The organism is Rhizobacter koreensis (genome assembly GCF_013366375.1).
Lineage (GTDB): Bacteria > Pseudomonadota > Gammaproteobacteria > Burkholderiales > Burkholderiaceae_C > Schlegelella_A > Schlegelella_A koreensis.
The window spans coordinates 1-19,840 of the sequence record NZ_JABWMJ010000018.1 but is presented as its reverse complement, the minus strand read 5'-3'; the positions used below and the strand labels follow the sequence as shown (position 1 = coordinate 19,840).

General features: G+C 66.3%; 14 protein-coding genes and 3 pseudogenes. 10 read left to right on the top strand and 7 right to left on the bottom strand.

The genetic code is table 11. The features are described 5' to 3' along the window. Window positions 1-29: 29 nt before the first annotated feature. The 3 genes from HQN59_RS24210 to HQN59_RS24200 all read right to left on the bottom strand — a co-directional run bounded on the left by HQN59_RS24210 (window position 30) and on the right by HQN59_RS24200 (window position 4,137). Window positions 30-977 (bottom strand): HupE/UreJ family protein, encoded by a 948-nt coding sequence (locus tag HQN59_RS24210; RefSeq protein WP_342451305.1) that lies wholly within the window; start codon window positions 975-977, stop codon window positions 30-32. Beyond that, window positions 974-1,837 carry a peptidyl-prolyl cis-trans isomerase gene (locus HQN59_RS24205; protein ID WP_176071717.1) on the bottom strand — a complete coding sequence of 288 codons (864 nt, stop codon included), beginning with the start codon at window positions 1,835-1,837 and terminating at the stop codon, window positions 974-976. The genes HQN59_RS24210 and HQN59_RS24205 overlap by 4 nt, the downstream gene beginning before the upstream one ends. Before the next feature lie 65 nt (window positions 1,838-1,902). Continuing rightward, a complete protein-coding gene (locus tag HQN59_RS24200; protein WP_176071716.1) occupies window positions 1,903-4,137 on the bottom strand; it encodes a hypothetical protein in 2,235 nt (744 codons plus the stop codon). A gap of 257 nt (window positions 4,138-4,394) precedes the next feature. Here HQN59_RS24200 and HQN59_RS24195 point away from each other — a divergent pair, with 257 nt between their 5' ends. The 3 genes from HQN59_RS24195 (at window position 4,395) to HQN59_RS24185 (ending at window position 6,194) form a co-directional block, all read left to right on the top strand. Beyond that, the gene (locus tag HQN59_RS24195) at window positions 4,395-5,042 is read left to right on the top strand and encodes a PEP-CTERM sorting domain-containing protein (protein ID WP_176071715.1); all 648 of its coding nucleotides are present in this window, start codon (window positions 4,395-4,397) and stop codon (window positions 5,040-5,042) included. Further along, a complete protein-coding gene (locus tag HQN59_RS26950) occupies window positions 5,039-5,749 on the top strand; it encodes a putative 2OG-Fe(II) oxygenase (protein WP_217704298.1) in 711 nt (236 codons plus the stop codon). Before HQN59_RS24195 ends, HQN59_RS26950 begins: the two co-directional genes overlap by 4 nt. Window positions 5,750-5,816: 67 nt before the next feature. Then, window positions 5,817-6,194 carry a hypothetical protein gene (locus HQN59_RS24185; RefSeq protein ID WP_176071714.1) on the top strand — a complete coding sequence of 126 codons (378 nt, stop codon included), beginning with the start codon at window positions 5,817-5,819 and terminating at the stop codon, window positions 6,192-6,194. Between the two features lie 84 nt (window positions 6,195-6,278). Here HQN59_RS24185 and HQN59_RS24180 read toward each other — a convergent pair whose 3' ends face one another. Next, window positions 6,279-8,066, bottom strand: a complete 1,788-nt coding sequence (locus tag HQN59_RS24180; RefSeq protein ID WP_246295138.1) for a fused MFS/spermidine synthase — start codon at window positions 8,064-8,066, stop codon at window positions 6,279-6,281. Window positions 8,067-8,393: 327 nt separating this feature from the next. On the opposite strand from HQN59_RS24180, the gene HQN59_RS24175 reads away from it, so the two are divergent. From HQN59_RS24175 to HQN59_RS24155, 5 genes and pseudogenes are all read left to right on the top strand, one after another. Beyond that, window positions 8,394-9,425: a hypothetical protein gene (locus HQN59_RS24175; RefSeq protein ID WP_176071712.1), complete on the top strand. Its 1,032-nt coding sequence runs from the start codon at window positions 8,394-8,396 to the stop codon at window positions 9,423-9,425. Between the two features lie 126 nt (window positions 9,426-9,551). Continuing rightward, on the top strand, window positions 9,552-10,754 hold the full coding sequence (locus HQN59_RS24170) for a gluzincin family metallopeptidase (protein WP_176071711.1): 1,203 nt from the start codon (window positions 9,552-9,554) through the stop codon (window positions 10,752-10,754). 99 nt (window positions 10,755-10,853) lie between these two features. Next, window positions 10,854-11,183, top strand: a pseudogene (locus HQN59_RS26400) (transposase); the annotation flags it as partial. A 77-nt stretch (window positions 11,184-11,260) separates the two neighbouring features. Then, window positions 11,261-12,436 (top strand): zinc-dependent alcohol dehydrogenase, encoded by a 1,176-nt coding sequence (locus HQN59_RS24160; protein ID WP_026070728.1) that lies wholly within the window; start codon window positions 11,261-11,263, stop codon window positions 12,434-12,436. A gap of 197 nt (window positions 12,437-12,633) precedes the next feature. Then, window positions 12,634-13,118: pseudogene (locus HQN59_RS24155) on the top strand (IS5 family transposase); the annotation flags it as partial. Between the two features lie 33 nt (window positions 13,119-13,151). On the opposite strand, the pseudogene HQN59_RS24150 reads toward HQN59_RS24155, so the two are convergent. From HQN59_RS24150 to HQN59_RS24140, 3 genes and pseudogenes are all read right to left on the bottom strand, one after another. Further along, window positions 13,152-13,906, bottom strand: a pseudogene (locus HQN59_RS24150) (IS5 family transposase). Between the two features lie 284 nt (window positions 13,907-14,190). Then, window positions 14,191-14,994, bottom strand: a complete 804-nt coding sequence (locus HQN59_RS24145; protein ID WP_176071709.1) for a hypothetical protein — start codon at window positions 14,992-14,994, stop codon at window positions 14,191-14,193. Between the two features lie 605 nt (window positions 14,995-15,599). Further along, complete coding sequence (locus HQN59_RS24140) at window positions 15,600-16,277, bottom strand: hypothetical protein (RefSeq protein ID WP_176071708.1); 678 nt, start codon at window positions 16,275-16,277, stop codon at window positions 15,600-15,602. A 1,124-nt stretch (window positions 16,278-17,401) separates the two neighbouring features. On the opposite strand from HQN59_RS24140, the gene HQN59_RS26645 reads away from it, so the two are divergent. Then, window positions 17,402-17,530, top strand: coding sequence for a hypothetical protein (locus HQN59_RS26645; RefSeq protein ID WP_259372778.1), 129 nt, complete (start codon window positions 17,402-17,404; stop codon window positions 17,528-17,530). 490 nt (window positions 17,531-18,020) lie between these two features. Next, on the top strand, window positions 18,021-19,133 hold the full coding sequence (locus HQN59_RS24135; protein ID WP_176071707.1) for a hypothetical protein: 1,113 nt from the start codon (window positions 18,021-18,023) through the stop codon (window positions 19,131-19,133). Window positions 19,134-19,840: the final 707 nt, after the last annotated feature.

Genomic DNA, 19,840 nt, shown 5'->3' with positions numbered 1-19,840 from the left:
GGCGCGCTGGTTCAGGTGCGAGTGGGCGGTCAGGTCAGGATGGCGACGATGCGACCGATCGACCAATACGCCGCCACGCTGCCGATCGCGTAGAGCGAGGCCGTGCGCCAGCGCGCCATCCAGGCTGAACGTGAGCCGATGCGGTAAAGCGCGTACGCCGCCGCGACGACGAGCAGTTGACCGAGCTCGACCCCGAGGTTGAACGTGAGCAACGCGACCGCGAGATGGTTCTGCGGCAAGCCGATCTGCTGCAGCGCGCCGGCAAAGCCGAGCCCGTGAACCAGGCCGAAGCCGAAGGCAACGAGCGCGGGCCAGGTGCGCGCCAGCGTCTTGCCTCGATGCAGCGCTTCGCCGGCGACCAGCATGATCGACAGTGCGATCGTCGCCTCGACCGGCGGCGGGCGCAGCGCGAGCCAGCCGAGCGCGCTCGACGCGAGCGTCAGGCTGTGCGCCAGCGTGAACGCCGTGATGGTGGGTATAAGGCGCCGATTGAAGCCGACCAGGAACAGGAGCCCGATCACGAACAGCAGGTGATCGAAGCCGCCCAGGATGTGCTCGACGCCGAGCACGAGGTACGCGGTCGCGATCTCGCCGATGCCGCGCCGGTCGTCGGCCGAGCCAAACAGCTGCACGCTCGGCTGTGCTGCGGTCAGCGTGTAGACGCGCGAGCCGCCGTCGCGCCAGAACACCTTGACGAGCGCGGCCGAGTACGTCTTGCCGACGTTCTGCATGGTCAACGTGCCCTGCAGCCCTCGATCGCCGCAGTGAACGGCGTTCTCGTCGGCGGTGCAGCCCTCGGGCCACAGCGGCTTGAGCGTGTTCGTGGCGGCCCGGTCCACCGCCGTCCACTGCCAGAGGAACTCGCCCGGAGCGATCTCGCGAAGCTCCATTTCGGCCATCGTCATCTCGTGGGCACTGGCCGGCGGCGCGCCGAGCCAAGCGAGCGCTGCGAACACGACGGCGAGCAAGGCTTTCACCGCGCGCCCTCGACGCTGACCCGGTACTTGGCGGCCATCGCGCGAACCGCCGCGGTGCGCTGCTCGGCCATCGTCACGTCGATCCAGTCGTGCATGACGACGCCGCGCAGCGGTTCGAACGACGCTGGTTTGGCAGCGACCAGCGCGTCCAGCCGCATGGCGCGCCAGCCGTCGCGGGTGGCGTAGGCGCGCCATTCGCCGGCCGGCGCGGCCTCGATCGCGCGCGCGAACGCGTCGCCATAGCTGTCGACCAGGTTGCCGTGCGGGCGTCCCTTGAAGACGCGCAGTCCGGCGTTCAGCTCGCCAGGCGTGCCGCGGTTCAGGGTCTCGACGAACCCGCGAACCGCAGCCTCCGACGTATCGCCGGCGAGCACCGCCTCCTGGAAATCCACACGGGCCGGCTCGTCGTATTTGGCCCGGTTGCGCTCGAACCACTCGCGCAACTTGGCGTCGTCGACCTCCGGACGGGCAAGGCTCGCATCGACGACGCTGAGTGCCTTGAAGATCACGCGCTCGCGGATCGCCGGGTCTCCCCGATCGACCTGCAGCGCGAGCCCCTCGCGGTACAGCACCTCATTGTCGAGCCATGTCTGGCGCAGTGCAGCCAGCTCCTGTGCATCGGGGTCGCGACCCCGGCTGGCCTTGAAGAGATCGCGCGCCTGGCTGTCGACCGTCGCGCCGATCACGATGCTGCGTGGGTCGTCGACCTGCGACGCGACCAGATGGTCGACCGCGAAGAGAAGCGCGCCCAGCACGACAAAGTGCAGGAGCGGCTCGCGCAGCCAGCGCGGCGCAGCCGCGGCGCGCCGTTCGAGCGAGGGCAGGCGAACGCCCGAACGAGGAAGGGTAGTCGATGGCATGAGATGTGAAGCTGAAACAGGAACGGCGCCGCGGTGACGCGGCGCCTCAGTGCGGTCGAATTGCCTTACTTGACGCCCGCGACGATCGTGGATCCGGCAACCTCGACATAAATCGGGTTGCTGTAGAACCAGAGGTCAGCCCACGCCGCCACGTCGTAGCTCAGGTACTTCTGCCCGTTCACGGTCTGCAGGTGGTTCGGGCAGCCGTTGATCGCCGTACCGGTATAGGTGGTGCCGTTCGCCGGAACGTTGGTGCCCGCGACACTGCAGGGAATCTTCAGCTGCGTGGGATCGCTCGCATTCGTGTAGAGGTCGAGCATCGGGTTGCCGTTCGCATCGGTCTCCCACGGCACGCTCGGCGGCAGGTTGCTGCCCCGCAGGCGCAGGTACTGCGAGGCGCTCACTGCCGGCACGCGGAACGTCATCACCTTGTACTCGGGGTTGTTCGCAACGCTGGTCCACGTCGCGCTGTTGAAGGTGCGCAGGATCCCGGCAGTCAGGTTCTTGGCAGCCGCCGGTACCGTGTTCAGGTCGGGGTTGACGCGCCACGTGTTGGGCCACTGACCGGCATAGTCCGCCGACCCGGGCTGTTTGTAGCCGCTCACCATGCCGCGGATCACGTCGACGTGGTCGAGCACCGGCGTGTTGAGCGGTTGCTGGATTCCGACCTGGGCCAGCGACGGATTGTTGAACGTGTACGGCGCGTAGTTGGTCCCCGACGGATCGCGAACGACGATCGACACCACGATCTCGGCGCCACGGCGCACCACCAGCTTCTCGCCCATCGCGGCGCAGCCGGCGACGTCGGTGTCGGTGTTGCGCGTCGCCGCCGCGACCGCGATGGCTTCGACTGCGGCGTTCGTGCGCGCCGCCGGCCCAGGGTACGAGGCGCACGCGACGAACCCGAGGCGATCGATCAGCTGGCCGCTCGCGGCGAATGCGTTGCCGGTGCGCAGCCCGTCCACGATGGTCTGCGGCCGCAGCTTCGGGTCTCCCCCGTTGCGTGCCATTACATACGTGCGCTGATACTCGCCTGGATAGAAGTCCTGCGTGGTGCGCCGATCGTCGGGGCCGAAGCTGCCGCGGTTGTGCCAGTCGGAGCTCGCGAAGAACCACCAGTTGCGGCCCTCGCCGAGCAGCGCGTCCCAGACGCCACCGATCTGTGCGCCGTAGACGCCGGTGCCGCCGTAGGTGGTACCGCCGACCGAGTCGACCGGAACCCCGTTGATGCTGTTCCGGTTGACCGCGTACTCGCCACGGTCCGAGGAGGCGCCGTGGCCCGGCTGCGTTTCGAACCCGAACGCGATGGCCGGACCCGCGTTGTTGAAGTTGCGCAGGTGCTCGATGTTGAAGCCGTTGTTCCCGTTCGGGTTGAACGGCCCTGCACGCTCCAGATGCGCCGGCACGTAGTAGCTGGCGTTCGGATGGTTCTGAGCCATCCACCTGATGCCCTCGACCGTCTTCTGGTGGCCGCGCTCGCCGGTGCCCGTGCCTCCGGCGGGAATGAGCTTCTGCGCCGTCGTGTTCCAGCTCGGGTCGCCCGAGTTCAGGCTGCCCGGCACCGCGCAGGTCCAGTTGTTGCCGACGCCGCTGCCCACGGCCGTGTTGCCGCGGCTCGTATCGGTGTCGTTGCGATCGAAGCAGTACTCCCACTGCGCAAGGGCCGTGGCGTTGCCGAGCGCCGTGTAGCCCTTGGAGGTCGGCAGGTTGCCGGAGTCGATCGAAAGCGGCATCTGACCGGTGATCACCGACATCGACGAGTGCTCGTGGCCGGCCACGACCGATTCGACACCGACGAACATCGGCTTGTCACGCAAGCGCGCCAGGTACTCCAGCAGCGGGTACTGGAACTCCTGGATCGACTGCCAGCGCCACATGTTCTGGTTCGGGGCGGTTCCCGAGACGAGGCCCTTGGGCTGCACCGGTGGGTTGGTGTTCTGCCAAGTGGTGGTCGGGCCCTGCAGCGCGCCGCTGCCGGAGAACACGAGCGAGTACGCCGGCGTGGCCAGGCTCGCGTCTTCCGCGAGCGTGCAGTTGCGGTTGCCACTGCCGCCGTGTCCGGCCTGCACAAACCAGTCGAGGCCCCACGGGGTGTCCGTCTTGTCGGTCGACTTCTTCACCAGCTTCTGCATCGAGATCGAGCCGTCGGAGCAGGTCGTGTGGTTGTGGAAGTCGCCCGCCACGTACGTGCCTGAGGTCTTGGCCGCGCTCGCGGTGGTGGGCGCGGTGCTCATCGCGGTGGTGCCGAGCGCGGCGGCGGCGGCAAGCGCGATCGGACTGCGGGCAGAAAGGACTCTCATGGGTTCTCCTCGGATGTTCGATGTTTGGGATTGGCAGGAAGAAGCTGCGGACGCTACGCAGCGCATGTGACGCGTCGATGACGCGGTCCAGTCGCGCAGCCGTCGATCTCGCGAAGCCTTTCGGGGCCACCCCCTGTTTCGTCACATGCCTGTCGCAATCCGCCGGCAGACTGCCCGGCGGCTCTACCGGCCGGCCTCGCCCGTGCGCACTCCGCTGCCTGGCCTCGATATCAAGAAACCCCTGAGGAGAACCCCCCATGAACTGGCTCGCCGTCACCGCCCTCTCCGCTGCATTCGCCGCGGCACCCGCGCTCGCCGCGCCGATCACGATCGACTTCGAGGGCGTGACCAGCTTTGCGCCGATCGCCGACTACTACAACGCAGGTCGCGATGGCGCCGGCGTCGCGGGCCCGGCGCTCGCGCCAGGACAGTACGGCGTCTCATTTGCGGGCGACGCGCTCGCGCTGCAGAACGACGTGCTCGGCCCGTACTTCTCCAACGCCCCGTCGCCGCTCGGCGTGATGTTTCCGGCCGGCACGGCGGCGACGCTGAACTCGGTCGGCGGCTCCGGCTTTGTCGGCACGCTGAGCTTCTACTACTCGTCGGCGACTGCGGTCGCCAACGCGGTCCAGCTGTGGAGCGGCCTCGATGGCACCGGCGCCCTCCTCGCCTCCTTCGATCTCGCGGCCAACGCGCAGCAGGGTGGCTGCAGCGACAGCTCGTACTGCAACTTCGGCCTGCTCTCTGGATCGTTCGCCGGCATTGCCCACTCGGTGACGTTCGGCAATGCGGCCGGCTTCGCTGCGTTCGACAACGTCGGGATCAACGTCGTTCCGGAACCTGCCACCGCCCTGCTGCTCGCGCTGGGGCTCGGCGGCCTGGCCGCGACGCGTCGGCGCCGGTGAAGCCGCGCGACCCGCTGGCGGTCGCCGCCGCGGTCGAGGCGCGGGCGCCGGCGTCGGCGCTGCAGCTGTCCGCGGCGCACGAGCCCGGCGAGGTGTTCGGGCTGTTCCCGACGCCGGTGATGCGGGTGCCGCGACTGCTCGATCAGCCCCTGCTGGACGGGCTGCTCGAGCATTTCGCCGAACGTGCCGACATCGACAACAACGCTTCGGCGCAGCTCTCGCACACGGCGATGCTCAAGCCGAGTGACAGCCCGCTGCTCGGCGTTGTGGCGCAGCACCTCGCGCCGCGCATCGCCGAGTTCGGCGCCGTGCTGTTCGGCGAGCAGCTTGGCTGGTCCATCAAGGAGATGTGGGTCAACGTGCTCGATGCCGGCGGACGACAGGCGATGCACAACCACGCCAACAGCTTCGTCTCGGGCGTGATCTATCTCACCGAGACGCACGCCGACGCCCGCACGGTATTCATGAAGTCGCCGGGCGGCGCGGACTACGCCTTCAAGAACGATCACGCCGGTGCCCAGACCGGTCCCTACAACGCCGACAAGTGGATCAGCCCCTCGCCGGAGCGCGGTGACCTGGTGCTGTTCCCGAGCTACCTGCTCCACGCCGTGCCGCCCAACCCGGGCGCGCGGCGCATCACGATGGCATTCAACGCGATCCCGACCCACCTCGATTCGTGGGGCTACCGCATCGGCTTCAGCGGCTGACCAAGGCCGCGATCACTCCCTTCACATTCTGAACATGCGCGCTCTAAGTTCTGCCCTGCTCATCTCGATGGCTCTGCCTGCTCCTGCCGCCGAGGTTACCCCGCCGCTCTCGGCGAAATCGGCGTGCAGCGAGACGTCGCGCCTCAACGATCGTCGCGAGTTCGCCTGCATCGTCGAGCCCGCCGGCGGCGCGCGCCTGCTGCGCTTCGAGGCGCGATTCACCGGCGGACACGACGACACCAGCGCCAGCATCGAGCCGGTGCTCGACGAGCAGCCGCTCCAGTGCAATGCCGGCAGCAAGACACGCCTGTTCGGCGAAGACGGCGACGTGAGCCTGCACTGCGACTTCAGCGCGCCGCCGCCGGGCAGCCAGCCGGCGGTGTTCAAGGTGCTCGTCAAGTGGAACCATGCCGAGTACGCCGACTTCGACTTCGGGCGCCGCTGAGCTCTCCTGCCGCGGGCCCACAGGATGCGCGTCTTGAGATCGACATCCGCGGCTTCGGCGACGCAACCGCGCCGCGCCCGCGTTTCAGTGCATTCCTAGTTCCAGCAGCTGCCGTGCGGCCTCTGGTCGTGTCGGTTGCAGGCGCCTCAGCTCCGTCAGCAGCAAGCGGGCGGCCGCCGGATCCCTGTCGGCAAGCGCGATGGCCATGCGCAGCAGGGGGTCGTAAGCCGGCCTGAAATCCGGGCTGATCCGCAGTGCCGCCACGAGAGGCTCGCGCACCTGGGCCAGCATCTGTTCGACGTCGTTCGAGGGGCGCACGTCGCGTCCAGCCTCGATGAAGACGTCGCGCGCCTGCCAATAAGCTGCCAGACGCGATGCCAAACCAGCGGGTGGAGCCGCCAGCAACTCCGCCGGAACAAGACTCAGCTCCCGGAGGAGGTCGACAAGCCGGTCGCGCGGGCGCGAGCCCGGCGCATAGGTGATCCGCGGCGCCAGGTAGGCGACCACCGGCAGGTCATCGGTGTTCGCAGGCGCCTCTGCCGCGAAGCGCGCCAGCGCCTTGGGCCCGGCGACGAATGCGCCGAGCAGCGCGAGTTCGTCGTCGAGACCCAAACGGGCGGTGGGGGCGAGATTCGCGTGGGCAAGCCGCGAACGCACCTCGCCGAGCTCGAAGCGGCCGCCGTCCGCGCGCGCGACGAGGCCCAGCACCGGCGTGTCGAGGCTATGCGTCGCGAGGATCGCGAACGCACCCGGGTTGGCCACGAGAAAGCTCTTGATGATGCTTTGCAGGGTGGCCCGGTCGAGCTGATGCAGCGGCAGCCATTGGCAGAACAATCCGCGCTGGCCGAGCCGGTCGCGCACGGCACGGAAGTGCTCGACGGTGTAAAGCGCTCCCGATCCGCCGCGCGCCGGATGAAAGTTGTCCGCGACGATGAGGTCGTAACGCTGCTGGCCCACCCTGACGAACCGGCGCGCGTCCGCGGCCATGACGTTCATTCGCGCCGCAGCGGCTCCGGAACTTGCGAACCACGCCGACGCCTCGATGACCTCGGGAAGCAGCTCGACAACGTCAACGTAAACGTCGGGGTCCTCGGCCGCCGCGGATGCGGTCACGCCGGTGCCCAGACCCAGAAACAGCGCGCGGCGCGGTGCCGGGTGCAGCAGGAGCGGCAGCAAAGCCTGGCGCGCGTCAGCCGACCGTGTCGCGCTGCTGCCCTCCTGCTGACGGTTGTCGATGCGCAGCGTGGCGACCCCGGCGGCGTCTTCCACGACGCTGACGGCGCCGAGCGCACCCTCGTGGTAGCTGACGAGCTGCGCGCCGCTCGGCAGCGCGACGAAGACCAGTGCCGGCGTCAGCAGCGCGAGCGCTGCCGCGAGGCTCGCGGTCACCCACGGGCTCGGCGCGGACCCGGCGCGGCGCGAACAGAGTGCAAGGTAGGCGCATGCCGCGAGCATCAGGGCGGTCTTGGAACCGAGCGCGGGCTGTACGACGACGCCGAACACGAACGGGGCAAGGGCAGCTCCCACGGTGTTCGCAGCGAGCGCGCGCCCGAGCCCCACGCCGGAGGCGATCGCCATTGCCGCTAGATGGCTGAAGACAGCGCCCATGACGACCGTGGGAACCAGGAACGCTGCTGCCGCGAGGATGGACTCCGCCAGGAGGGCAGCGCCCATGCTCGTGCCGAGCAGATGCAGGACGCCGGCCTTGACGAACTCGGCGCCCCAGAGGGTGGCTGCACCGAAGAGGCACGCGGCCGTGAGGCCGCACAGCAGGCGATCGCGAAGTCGTGTCGCGTCGTTCGAACCCAGGAGCCAGCGGTGGTAGGCGGCCGCACCGAGCGCGCTGCCGATCAGGTAGATGGCCAGCAGCATCGCGAAGGTGTAGACGGTGTTCTCGGCAACCTGGCTCAGCACGCGAACGACGACGACCTCGTAGCCGATCCCAAGCAGGCCGGTGACGGCGAGGGTGACGAGCACGCGCGAACGGGCGGCACCCGCCGGCACCGACACCGCGGGTGCGACCTGTTCCCGCATCGCCAGCGCTGCGGCCGCTGCGGCCGCGATCAGGTTCAGCGCCGCACAGACGATCGCCGAGCGCAGCAGCCCGAAGCCGGGGATCAGCCAGAACGCGACGGCCACCACGCCGAGCACGGCGCCGAACGGGTGGTGCTGACGAGGAAGCGTCATGCGACCGATGTCGTGACGACCCTCTCCGTGGTCACGAGCAGCCAGTTCAGGTCCGCCCTGGACGGCACTGCTCCTGAGAGGGGCTCCGAGCGATCGTCCGAGACGCTGACCGACAAGGTCCGCACTCGTCTCGGGCAGTACGGTTACACGCTGACCCAGGACTGCGGAAAGGATCCGCAGTCGCCCGCGCCCGGCGAGGACAGGCAGACGGCGGCCTCGCTTCAGCTCCTTCGCGCAATGGACAGGAGCGACTACAACCAGATGCGCCGCTGCCTCGGGTTGAAGGACACGCTTGACAACAACGAGGAGGTCTCGCTGCGACGATTCCTGGCGAACCTCATCGAGATCCAGGTCGACAGCCGCTATTCGACCCTGGTCGTGCCCTTGAGGGAGATCGAGTGGCCGACGCTTCCGGCCACAGGTCAGCTAGTCCTCGCCAAGGAGGACAAGCAAGCACTGACCGTGGTGGTTCGCGGCGGAAAGGCCCTGTCGGCCCGGGACGTGGGCGCCAGACTCATGCTTCCCTCCGGGTTCGCATTACCACTCACCACCGGTGTGACCGGTGGACGCCACGTGCAGATCACGTTTCCGACGCTTGCAGATCTCGGGACCACCGCAGGTGCACTTCCGCGGACGCCGCTCGAACTCTCGCTGGACAGCCAAAAGGCAAGCTACACATTGCGGGTCCTGCCGGGTGAACGACCTGCGACCTCCACTCCCCTGCGCATCGACAGCGCCGTGATCGTGAGCGACGAAGGTGGCAACGGTCGTGTCAGCCTCGCGATCGGCAAGCTGCCGGATGGCGTCAAGGGAAAGCTTCGCCTGACTGTCACCGGAGCGGACGTGCGCGACAACGCGACGACCGCGGCCGGCCTTTCGCATTGGGGCATGCCGCTGCAGCCCGAATCAGTGCTCACCCTTGGCCTCGCGAACCTGTCGCCGGCGCGGCCAGTGGTCTTCACGATGTTCGCCGATGACGTCAAGCTTGGAGAGGGTGTGCAGATTCCGGTCGAGCGTTCGCGTCCCACCGCATCCGCACGATGACAGGCCGGCCGCAGTCAGATCTGTCAAGCAGGCGGCCGTCATGTTGCAATGTCCACCTTCATGCGGCCGAAGCATCAGCTCCTGAGTCGCACCGCCACTCGCTCTGAGCGAGGAACGGGAACCAGCATGACGACCGACACCCTCGTTATCGAGCCGTCGCAACGCAAGCTGAGGATCTTCGCTCTGAACCCGAGCCTCGCCGCTCAGTTCGGAATGGAGAGCATTGCAGAACTGACGATACGGGTACCCTGGGAAGCCGACCTGCGGGCCGGGCCGGTGGGGGAGTACGTCGAGGTCGTCGATGTCGATCCAGCGAGCGGGGCACTCTACAAGCCCGTGGATCTCAACGATCCTCGGGTGCTGGCACAGGACGGCCTAGCGCCGTCCGAGACGAACCCGCAGTTCCACCAGCAGATGGCGTACGCCGTGGCGATGTCGTCGATCGTGCACTTTGAGCAGGCTCTCGGACGGCGGGCGCTATGGGCTCCGCACCGGGAAAGCAACAATGACGGATCGTTCAGGAGCGAGCGCTTCGTCCGTCGCCTGAGGATCTATCCGCACGCGCTGCGCGACCAGAACGCCTACTACAGCCCACAGAAGAAAGCGCTGTTGTTCGGCTACTTCCCCACCGGCCTGACCGACGAGAACAACACAAAGGACACGCTGGTGTTCACGTCGCTGTCCCACGACATCATCGCGCACGAGACGACGCATGCGCTGCTGGACGGCGTGCACCCCCGATTCAACCTGCCCGTCAACCGCGATGTCCTGGCCTTCCACGAAGCCTTCGCCGACATCGTCGCGTTGTTCCAGCGTTTCTCCTATCCGGGGGTGCTCCGTCACCAGATTGCCAAGACACGCACGGTTCGGCGCGAGCGCGGGGGTCCCGGCATCTATGGGGCCCACCTGGCGTTCCCTAGCCGTGCCGAGCCCGGGGATGGCGGGCAGGGCCGCACGCGCACACGCGGGCTGGCGCGCCCGCTGGCTCTGCTGGAGCCGGCGGACCGCTCAGGCTCAAGGCCGCTGGCTGTAATACGTGGAACGCCCCTCCAGGGAACGTCGAGACGCTCAGCCGATGCAAATGTTCTATCCGCGGAACTGGCTGCGAACGTTATGGGATGGCGGGGACCGCGCCATCAGTTGACGGCTTCGGGTCGCTTGCTCGCCGCCACGTGCTTCGCAGCGTTCCGGGAAGCAGCCCTTCATCGTTGGACAGCTTCGGAGCAATCGCTGGCAGCGTCTCTGAGCGGCCAAAAGCCGCCTACCGCGAAGGGAGGCTTGTGGGAACTGGACAGGATGACAACCCCGAAAGCGCCAGCGTTCCCTTGATCGCCGGCCGGGGACGACGCTAGGGTCCAAACCCAATCAGAAGCTTGATTCTGCAACGGCGTGCTGATTCAGGAGTCTCCAGTTGAGGAGGGTCTGGGCATGGCGGGATCGTTGTTTTGGTTGTCGGATGCGGCGTGGGCGGCGATCGAGCCGCACTTGCCGAAGAACCAGCCGGGGGCCCGGCGGGTCGATGACCGACGGGTGATATCGGGTATCGTGCACATGCTGAAGTGCGGCGGTCGCTGAGCCGACTGCCCGAGCGAGTATGATCCCTCGACGACCATCTACAATCGCTGGAACCGCTGGAGCCGACGCGGCGTGAACTGTATCCTGGCGGCCTTGACCGAGGAAGGGTGGAGCGCCTAGACCGGCCAGATCGACAGCAGCTATGTGAAAGCGCACCGGTGCTCCGGCGGCGCAAAAAGGGGGGACCCGATCACGCGCAAGCGCGTTAAGGTCTTCGGAATGGTCCGCCGGTTGGACCGGTTTTCTGAATGGAGAGAATTATGCGCGCACTGTGTTGGCACGGTAAGGGTGACGTTCGCGTCGACACCGTCGCGGATCCCGAGATCAAGCACCCCCGTGATGCCATCATCAAGGTCACGGCATGCGCCATTTGCGGGTCCGACCTTCACCTGCTCGATGGTTACCAGCCTACGATGGAGGCAGGTGATATCCTCGGCCACGAGAATATGGGGGAGGTCGTGGCGCTCGGTTCCGAAGTGACGAACCTGAAGATCGGCGATCGTGTCGTCGTACCCTTCACGATCAGCTGCGGCGATTGCTGGTTCTGTAAGAAAGGCTTGTTTGCAGCTTGCGACCGGACGAATCCGAACGCCGAGATGGCAGCAAAGGCCATGGGCCATTCGCCCGCAGGGTTGTTCGGCTTCAGCCACATGATGGGCGGCTACTGCGGCGGTCAGGCGGAATATCTGCGCGTGCCGATGGCCGACTTCGGTCCGATCAAAATCCCCGACAACATTACGGATGAGCAGGCGCTGTTTCTATCCGACATATTTCCGACCGGCTACATGGCCGCCGAGAACGCACAGATCGAGCCCGGCGACACCGTCGCGATCTGGGGTTGCGGCCCAGTCGGTCAGTTCGCCATCCGATCGGCCCTGATGATGGGCGCGGGCCGGGTGATCGCGATCGACGAGGTGCCCGAGCGGCTCGCCATGGCCGAGGCGGGCGGCGCCGAGACGATCAACTTCGCCGAGACCGATGTCTATGACGAATTGCAGGCGCGGACCAAGGGACGTGGCCCGGACAGCTGCATCGATGCGGTCGGCTGCGAGGCGGCAGGTCACGGCGCGGCCGACGCGGTGATGGACAAGGTCAAGGCGAGCTTGATGCTCGCCACTGATCGGGTGCATGTGCTGCGCCAAGCCATCATGAATTGTCGCAAGGGAGGCACGGTGTCCGTCCCTGGCGTATATGTCGGCGTGGCCGACAAGCTCCCACTCGGGGCGGCAATGAACAAGGGACTGACGATCAAACTCGGTCAGACCCACGTCCAGCGCTACACCAAGCCGTTGCTGGAGAAGATCGTAGCCGGTGCAATCGATCCCAGTTTCGTGATTACCCACCCGGCAAGCCTCGAGGACGCGCCGGAAATGTACGCCAAGTTTCGGGACAAGGAAGAAGGCGTCATTAAGGTGGTTATGCGCCCGCACGGCTGACGTGCGGATCTGATCTGCCCCCGCCGAGCGGACCGAGCGGTTTGTTAGCACAATAAGCTCGTCGCCGTCATGTCCGGACGGAGGTGGAGCGAAGCGGAACCGGAGGCCGGAGATGGCGGTGGAGCCATCTCCGGTGCCGGCGGTCGGCAGGCAGGCTGCCATGGGGCCCTATAGACCAGAAAGCCGACCCGCAGGCCGACATGATCGACGCAACCTATCTCAAGGCCGGCCGCACGCCTTCCAGCCTTGGGGTAAAAAGGGATCTCGGGCCCCTGATTGGACGGACCAAGGGCGGCATCAACACGAAGCTGCACGCCGCGACTGATGCAAACGGCCGCCCTTTAAGCTTCTTCATCACGGCCGGCCAGATCAGCGATTACACCGGTGCAGCTGCCTTGCTTGACGATCTGCCCAAGGCCAAGTGGATGCTCGCCGACCGCGGCTATGACGCTGACTGGTTCAGAGATGCGCTGGAGCAAAAGGGCATCAAACCGTGCCTTCCGGGCCGCAAATCCCGATCTCTGCCTGTCAAATACGACAAGCCGCGGTACGAACGGCGTAACCGCATCGAGATCATGTTCGGCCGCCTGAAGGACTGGCGCCGCGTGGCAACGCGATATGACCGCCAACCGTCGGCTTCTCCGCACTAGCACTGGCCGCCACCGTGCTCTTCTGGCTGTGATCAGTGAGTCCTAAGCCTAGGCTCCAGACTCATTCATAGCCAGAAGGCGACCAGGATGGCGAGTGCGACGCCGGAGAGGAAGTTGGCCGCGAGTTTGTCGTAGCGGGTGGCGACGCGGCGGTAGTCCTTGATCCGGCAGAAGGCGTTCTCGACGCGGTGTCGTTCTTTGTATCGGGCCTTGTCGTAGATGACGGCTCGCTTTCGATTGGCCCGGCCGGGGATGACGGGAACGGCCCCGGTCTGGCGCAGCGAACGTCGCAGACCGTCGGCGTCATATCCTTTGTCAGCAAGGACGTAGCGGGCGTCGGGAGCGCGGGCGAGCAGGGTCGGAGCGACGGTGATGTCGGAGACGTTTCCTGGTGTCAGGATCAGGGCGAAGGGACGTCCGACGACGTCGGTGAGGGCGTGAACCTTGGTCGTTTGGCCACCGCGCGACGGGCCGATGCCCTGCGTCCGGGCCCCCCTTTTCCGCCGAAGGCCGAGCGTTGCGCCTTGACGTAGGTCGAGTCGATCGAGGTGCTGCGAGTGACCGCGCCCGCATCGGCCAGCGCCTCCAGCAGCTTCAACCAGAACCGTTTGTGGGACCAGCGATTGAACCGGTTGTAGACGGTCGTGGACGGGCCGTATTCGGCGGGGCAATCCTGCCAACGACAGCCGATCTTCAACACATGAATGATGCCCGAGATCACCCGGCGATCATCGACCCGCCGAGCGCCTGCCTGGTTCCTCGGCAGATGCGGCTCGACTGCCGCCCATTGATCATCTGACAGCCAAAACAGCTTGCTCATCACCGGCTCCAACGCGATCAAGACGCATCGGAATCATGATTTGCCGTCAGGCTTCAAGTGGGTGATTGGGTTTGGAGCCTAGACGAAGACATGCCCGGTGGTGGAGCGCTGGAGCGGCGCTCGCGACGACAAACTCTAACGGGGCTGGCCTGGCGCTGGCCGTCGACTCCCGATTGCCTGCAATTGATTCGGTGGGACTGCTGATCGGTTCGGTGGGCGCCAAGCGGCGTCTGAGGCGTGCCTTGCGTTGCCGCCCGGAAATCAGGATTTGACGAGTCCAGAGGTCACGGTGATCGCCTTGATACTTCGCTCATTACGGTTGCCTTGATCAGTTTGTCCAAACCTTCCTCGGCACCTCGAAGCGCCGCGGCCTGTCTCGAACCCGGGGAAGTCGCCTTTCGCTGCAGCTCGCGCAACTCGTGGAGGCCCTTCTCGATGTCGATCCTTGACTTTCCGATATTGAGTTCGTTTAGCTCGCGGGTCTGCTGCTGAATGGCGATCGCCAGAACGCCTTGGAATGTAGCGACGCCGCGATCGATGACCGCGCCCAAGAGCAATGCCGCCAGCCCCGCAGCCAGTGCCCCCTTGGGAAGCCCGACCTCGACGTCGCCCGCACGAGTGCCGATCGTCGGCTTCCACCCTGTCCGCATGACGAACTTGATCGACTCGCCGGTTTGCGCGAACTCGATGTTCAGCTGAGCTTCCGGATGCGCCTTCATGAGCGCCTCTGCGGGAACGACGGGGCCGGCGGAGTTCGCTTCTTTCGAGGCCGTCTCTACGAGTTCCTCTTGCATGAGTAGGAACACGGCTCGGTAGAACGCGTCGATGGCCTGAAGGATCTCACCCAGTCTTGCGGCACCGAGGCGGTCGTACCGCAGGTATAGCTCGAAGGAGTTCGGGGCGAGCGCGGGACGAACGAGGTTGCCCAGAACCGAGCCAGCCAGTCGCGATACCAGTGCGTCGGATGCGTCCGCTCGCTGGGCTGTCTTCAGCGCGATGGCCTCTAGACTGCGCTGCGTTTCGGTTGCTCGCCGGACCGCGAAGAGAGCAAATACCATTGCAGTAAGACCGATGGCGATGACGGACACGACCGTTACCAGCTGCTCTCTGCCCACTGCCAAAGGAACAGCCCACCAGTAGGCGGCAAGCGCCCCCAGACCGCCGGCGCCTACCGAGCTTCCCGTGGCGACTGCAACTTGCTCCGAAGTGGAAGGTCGAGCGGGAAACTCGTAGACGCGGGAAGTTTGCTCAGCCACTGTCGATTCCCCCCACCATGTTGCGTGACGGGCGATTCTGGAGTGTCCGGGGGAATTGAACAAGGCGACGCGGCAGCTGTCTCCCGATGCCGTCGACCCCTTGTGGACTTGACGAGGCGGGATGGAGTTGCAGACCTTCGATGAATGCGAGGGCGTCCGACCGGCAGCTTCGGGGTCGTGGGATCAGCCCGGTGGATTTCGGCTCCGGGTCGGCGGCCGTCTCCCCGCCTGGTCAAAGCTGCCGCTGGCGATCAAGACTAACTACGACCGGCTGCCTTGATGGGCTCGGCCGCCGTTGAACGTCGGCTATGAGACATGTAGCGGTCGACCGAGGCCGCGGTGATCGAGCGACCGGTTGCGAGCGCAGCCGCCGTTCGGGCCGCAAGCGCGAGTGACTGGGTCCAGTCTTGAGCCGTCGGTCCGCAGCGGCCCACGGGCTATCTAAGCGAGGGTGTAGCAGCTGCTGGGGACGGCAAGGGCGTAAACGCCCCTTCCGTGCCTTGGCCCGCCCCAGAGGCGCGCGTCGCCGCGAGGTAGGCCCTGGCGGTCATGCCGGAAGCCGCAAAGCGTTGACGCAAGTTCTCGAGCTCTCCGAGTCTTGCGCCACGCACTAGCATGGCTTCCGAATCCCGCAAGCTCTCGCAGGCGAGGGTCTGCTGCGTGAACACGTCGGCAGCAAGTTGCTGCAAGGCCGTCGCCTCCTCCTTTATTGCAGCAATCTCCTCGGCAGGTCGTCCGGCCTGCTGCAGGACACCCGCTCCAACGATCTGCGTCACAAGGTTGGTTCCCTTCGACAGGAGCATCGAGCCAAGAGCCTCGCACGCCTGCCGCCGGTTGACGTCAGCCACGTCCGCCTTGCTGCAAAAACCGAAGGGTGAAAACGGAAACGTTGTCGAGTTTGCGACCATGGCGATGGTCTCCAACGTGCTGTGGCGTTCAAGCGGCGTTAGATCCGCCGGCAGAAGCGGCGCGATCCAGCCAACGATTTCATCGGTGTAGGCACGATATGCCTGCGCAGAGGCCGCCCTGTGCACCGCCTCGGCTTGCGTCTGCAGGTCCTTGCGCGCAGCAGCGCCCGCCACGTGCAGCCACGGTACAGCGTTACCTGGATCCATGCGCGCCCATTGGTCGGCGCTGACGAGTTGGCATGCACCCCCGGGCCCGCCAAAGCCACTGCGACAGGCCGCGTATCCGATGGCGTAAACGGCAGGATCACGAGTCGCTGCGGCCTGGCGAGCCAACGCGTCCCGCGGAGGCGCCGCAGCGGCGTGGACGGCAGCATCGTGTTCACGTGAAGCCTGGTCTTCACACACGGCGTCCCCTGCGCAGGCTCGCCCGCGCTCGAGAAACGGTTCGGCAAGCCGGCCGATGGCAGCATACATTTCTAGGAACAGGCCGGCTGCACGCACCTTCTCGTCTCGACTCTCCGAGAGGGCTCCAAGCACGTGACGCTCTAGCGCCAACTCGGGCCGAGTGAGCGAGGCTAGGAACTCCGGCTTGCCAAGTTCCTGGCGCGCCACCATGCCGATGCCGCAGACGTTGACACGCCCGTGATCAGCCAAGCCAGGGCCAGGACTGGTGCTCGTGGCGGATCGCGCGACGAGCTTTGCGACAGCGGGAGCCGCACGCTGCGGCGGTGAGGCTGCCGAGGGCACAGACGGCTGTACGAGCCCGCGTGGGTCGACATGCGGACGGGTGAACATTACGGCCACGAGGACGACACCCGCGAGCGATGCAAGCGCCACAAGAGATCGAGCGGGAGGTCTCATGAGCTCAGTGCCTGCTTGCCCCTACGGCCTCGGCCCAAGCATTGTGTTCCTGGGGGAGCGCCGCCACACCCCTGCAGCATGTTTAGCTGGCGCTCCAAGAGCATCGCTGGAGGCCATGAGCGCGATCTCGGCCTCCTTCTCGCAGTGCACGGCGAGGATAGCCGGGGATTTCACGCGTCCTCCGGTCTACCCCGCGCTCGCGAGAACCTACCCTTCGTTCGCGATAGCCCCTGGCGTCGGCGCGTGTGTCAGAGGTCACCTACGGTTGCTCACCTCGTGAGCATCGATGGCGCTGGTGCAGCGGCTGCGGTTCATTCGGATCGGTGCCGTGACCTCACGCTTTCCGAAGGTGATCCCCGGGCGGCCTCAGGTGACGAGGATGCCAAGACGGCCCGGCGCCACGTCGAGGGCTTGGTTTGTCCCCCATCGGCACGATGCATGCTTCTTCCCGATAGACCCAGACTGCCGCCATGGCCTCGCTCAATCCGTTCCAGATGCACCAGGACACCGAAGACGCCCCCTGGTGGAGCAGCCTGCTCCTCGCCCTGGTGCTCGTAATTGCCGCGGCGAGTACAGCGGTCCTGATCGAAGCTGGGTAAAGGGTCCCGCCATGCACACCGTAGACGATCAGGCGCGCGGAACCGGGTCCGCACGCTCCAGGGGAACCCGCCCGCGTATCGCAGCAGTGTCGTCCTGGTGCTTGCTGCAGTGCTCATCGTGGCTGTGGGGTCGCTGGCTCGTCTACACGGACAGTATGGAGGCGTTGACCCGCGGGTTCCTCGTAATGTGGCCGCGGTGAGAGCCCCGTGCGGCTTTGCTACAAAGATCGCCGCTCAGCAGCCTTGCGCGACAGGTTCAAGACGTGGACGAGCCAGCCACTCGTTCCCCCATCCCGTGACCGTTGCGGCGGCCAGCGACATTCACGGACCGCGAGCGAAAGTCGCAGACCCAGTCTGAACCCGTGGTTCCGTCCCTCCCGGTGGGGCGCTCCGCTGCCAACGCAAGCTGGCCAGAAGCGGCGGGCGTGTTTCATCGTTCTACGATGCCAGCCCAAACCCTGCAGCAGCGCTAGCAGCACTGGCGACGGGCATGAAGAACACCAAGATCTATTCCTTCGGGCTCTACTTCAATGCCGGCAGTTCCTGTATGGGTGACCTACCCGCGATGGGATCAATTAGCCAGGCGCCCTGGCGCGCTCGGATGATCCCCGCGCACAGGGTTGCCATTGACACCTACGAAGACCCTCACGATCCGCGAGATCGGGGGGCGGCGGCGCAACGCATGGAGTCGGTCCGACTGTACATGGTGGATCAAGGTGTCGACTCGAGCCGGCTCGAGATGCAGGTGCACGCGGGCACGGCAGGCGCCAGCCCGACAGGTGAGTCGGCACGGCGGGCAGACGTCACGCTGTTCCCGCGAGTTGCAAGCCTGACGAGCCGCCCGGGAGATCCCGACCTCAACCTCGCCGAAGTTCGCTGCTTGCAGCGAGCCCGCGAGCTGGCGCTTTTCCCTGATAGCGAGATGCGCAGCTTCTTTGAGGAGCGATGGCGCGAGATCGACTGGATGCGGGTGGTGGGGCACCCGTCGTTCGACGACTGGGCAGCCCGTGGTGCCCCTCATCCGCTGTACGAGCCGCCCCAGCCGGCAGGCGCGATCGCGGTGCCAACGGCTGCCGATCTCGAGTTTGCCTATCGTGCGCGGCCTCGCGAAGTCGCAAAGCTGACCCTCGGGAGCCTTGCTTGCGGTCTCGTCGCCGCCGTCGTGGCGGGGTACCCGTCGCTAACCCAGGGTCGGTTCTCACGCTTCTTCTTTTACGGGTTGGCCGCCTTCCTGCTACTGTGCGCCTGCGCCGGCGTTTGCCAGCTGCTCTGGGGGCGCCACACCAGCAGGCGCGTGGTCCTCACCGATCAATGGCTGATCGTGCCGCCCCCACCCATCCCGGTACTCGGCAGTGAGGCACGCATCCACTACCAGCTAATCGATCAGTTGCGCCCCGGGCTGCTGTTGGGGCAGCGCGTTCTCTGGGTCGATCACGCTGGCGGGCCGACTGCCATCGAAGTTGGCCAGTTCGACTCGGACGCATCGTTCGAACGGTTTAGCGAAGCTCTGCACGCCCGGGCCGCTCGGCAACGGACGGCAGCGAACAGCGGCCGTTGGCTGCACCCGGCAAAGCCACCTGCCAATGAGCATACCGGGGGTTGACGGCTCGAGCGATGAACCGACGCGTGACGCTTGCCGCCAGGACCCCGCCGCGGAGCCGGTACGCGGCGGGAACGTTCGGTGCCTCTGCGTGGCAGGTCATACGCGCGCCTGTGACTCGCGGGCGTCGATGTGGTGCGCATGGCTGTAGCTCCGCTCTGCAGCGGGAGCGGTCCGTCGCCTTCGACCCTCGGATGCCCGGTCTCAGCAGCACAACCGTCATTCAGGCGCACCGGGCAGTTGCCGCGCAACGGCCGCTCCAGGCGGTGTAGCTGACGCTCAAAGGGCGGCAAGCGCCGTCTTACCAGGGCCGTGGCTCGAATGTCCGCTCCTCCGGCCGGCGGACTCACGCGGCCGACCCACAGCGGAAACTCGGAGGCTGGGTTGGGCAGCCCGACAGCTGACACTAGCCTAACGTTGCCTGTTTGCAGCAACGAACGAGAAGTGTCGTCAGGAGCGTTGGGCGACAACGAGTGGTGCGCCAGAGTCCGAAGCCGCCGGCCGCTGCACAATTGGCTGGAGAGCGCGGCTTGGCGCGTCTTGACCTCTGGGGAGCGATCCGAAAATCGCGCTATGAACTGGTCCTACTGACCTGCCCCCCTCCAGCCGTACCAAGGTAATAGAAGGGAAGTCCGCTCATCAGGAGAATGGCGGGCATGAGGAAGAGCAAGTACAGCGAGGAACAGATCATCGGGTTCCTCAAGCAGGCT

Coding starts and splice junctions, on each gene's coding strand:
- HQN59_RS24185 (WP_176071714.1), top strand. CDS start 5,817: ATGGCTCTGCCTGCTCCTGCCGCCGAGGTTACCCCGCCGCTCTCGGCG.
- HQN59_RS24200 (WP_176071716.1), bottom strand. CDS start 4,137: ATGAGAGTCCTTTCTGCCCGCAGTCCGATCGCGCTTGCCGCCGCCGCC.
- HQN59_RS24160 (WP_026070728.1), top strand. CDS start 11,261: ATGCGCGCACTGTGTTGGCACGGTAAGGGTGACGTTCGCGTCGACACC.
- HQN59_RS24140 (WP_176071708.1), bottom strand. CDS start 16,277: ATGGATCCAGGTAACGCTGTACCGTGGCTGCACGTGGCGGGCGCTGCT.
- HQN59_RS24135 (WP_176071707.1), top strand. CDS start 18,021: ATGAAGAACACCAAGATCTATTCCTTCGGGCTCTACTTCAATGCCGGC.
- HQN59_RS24170 (WP_176071711.1), top strand. CDS start 9,552: ATGACGACCGACACCCTCGTTATCGAGCCGTCGCAACGCAAGCTGAGG.
- HQN59_RS24205 (WP_176071717.1), bottom strand. CDS start 1,837: ATGCCATCGACTACCCTTCCTCGTTCGGGCGTTCGCCTGCCCTCGCTC.
- HQN59_RS24180 (WP_246295138.1), bottom strand. CDS start 8,066: ATGCTGCTGGCCATCTACCTGATCGGCAGCGCGCTCGGTGCGGCCGCC.
- HQN59_RS26645 (WP_259372778.1), top strand. CDS start 17,402: ATGGCCTCGCTCAATCCGTTCCAGATGCACCAGGACACCGAAGACGCC.
- HQN59_RS24195 (WP_176071715.1), top strand. CDS start 4,395: ATGAACTGGCTCGCCGTCACCGCCCTCTCCGCTGCATTCGCCGCGGCA.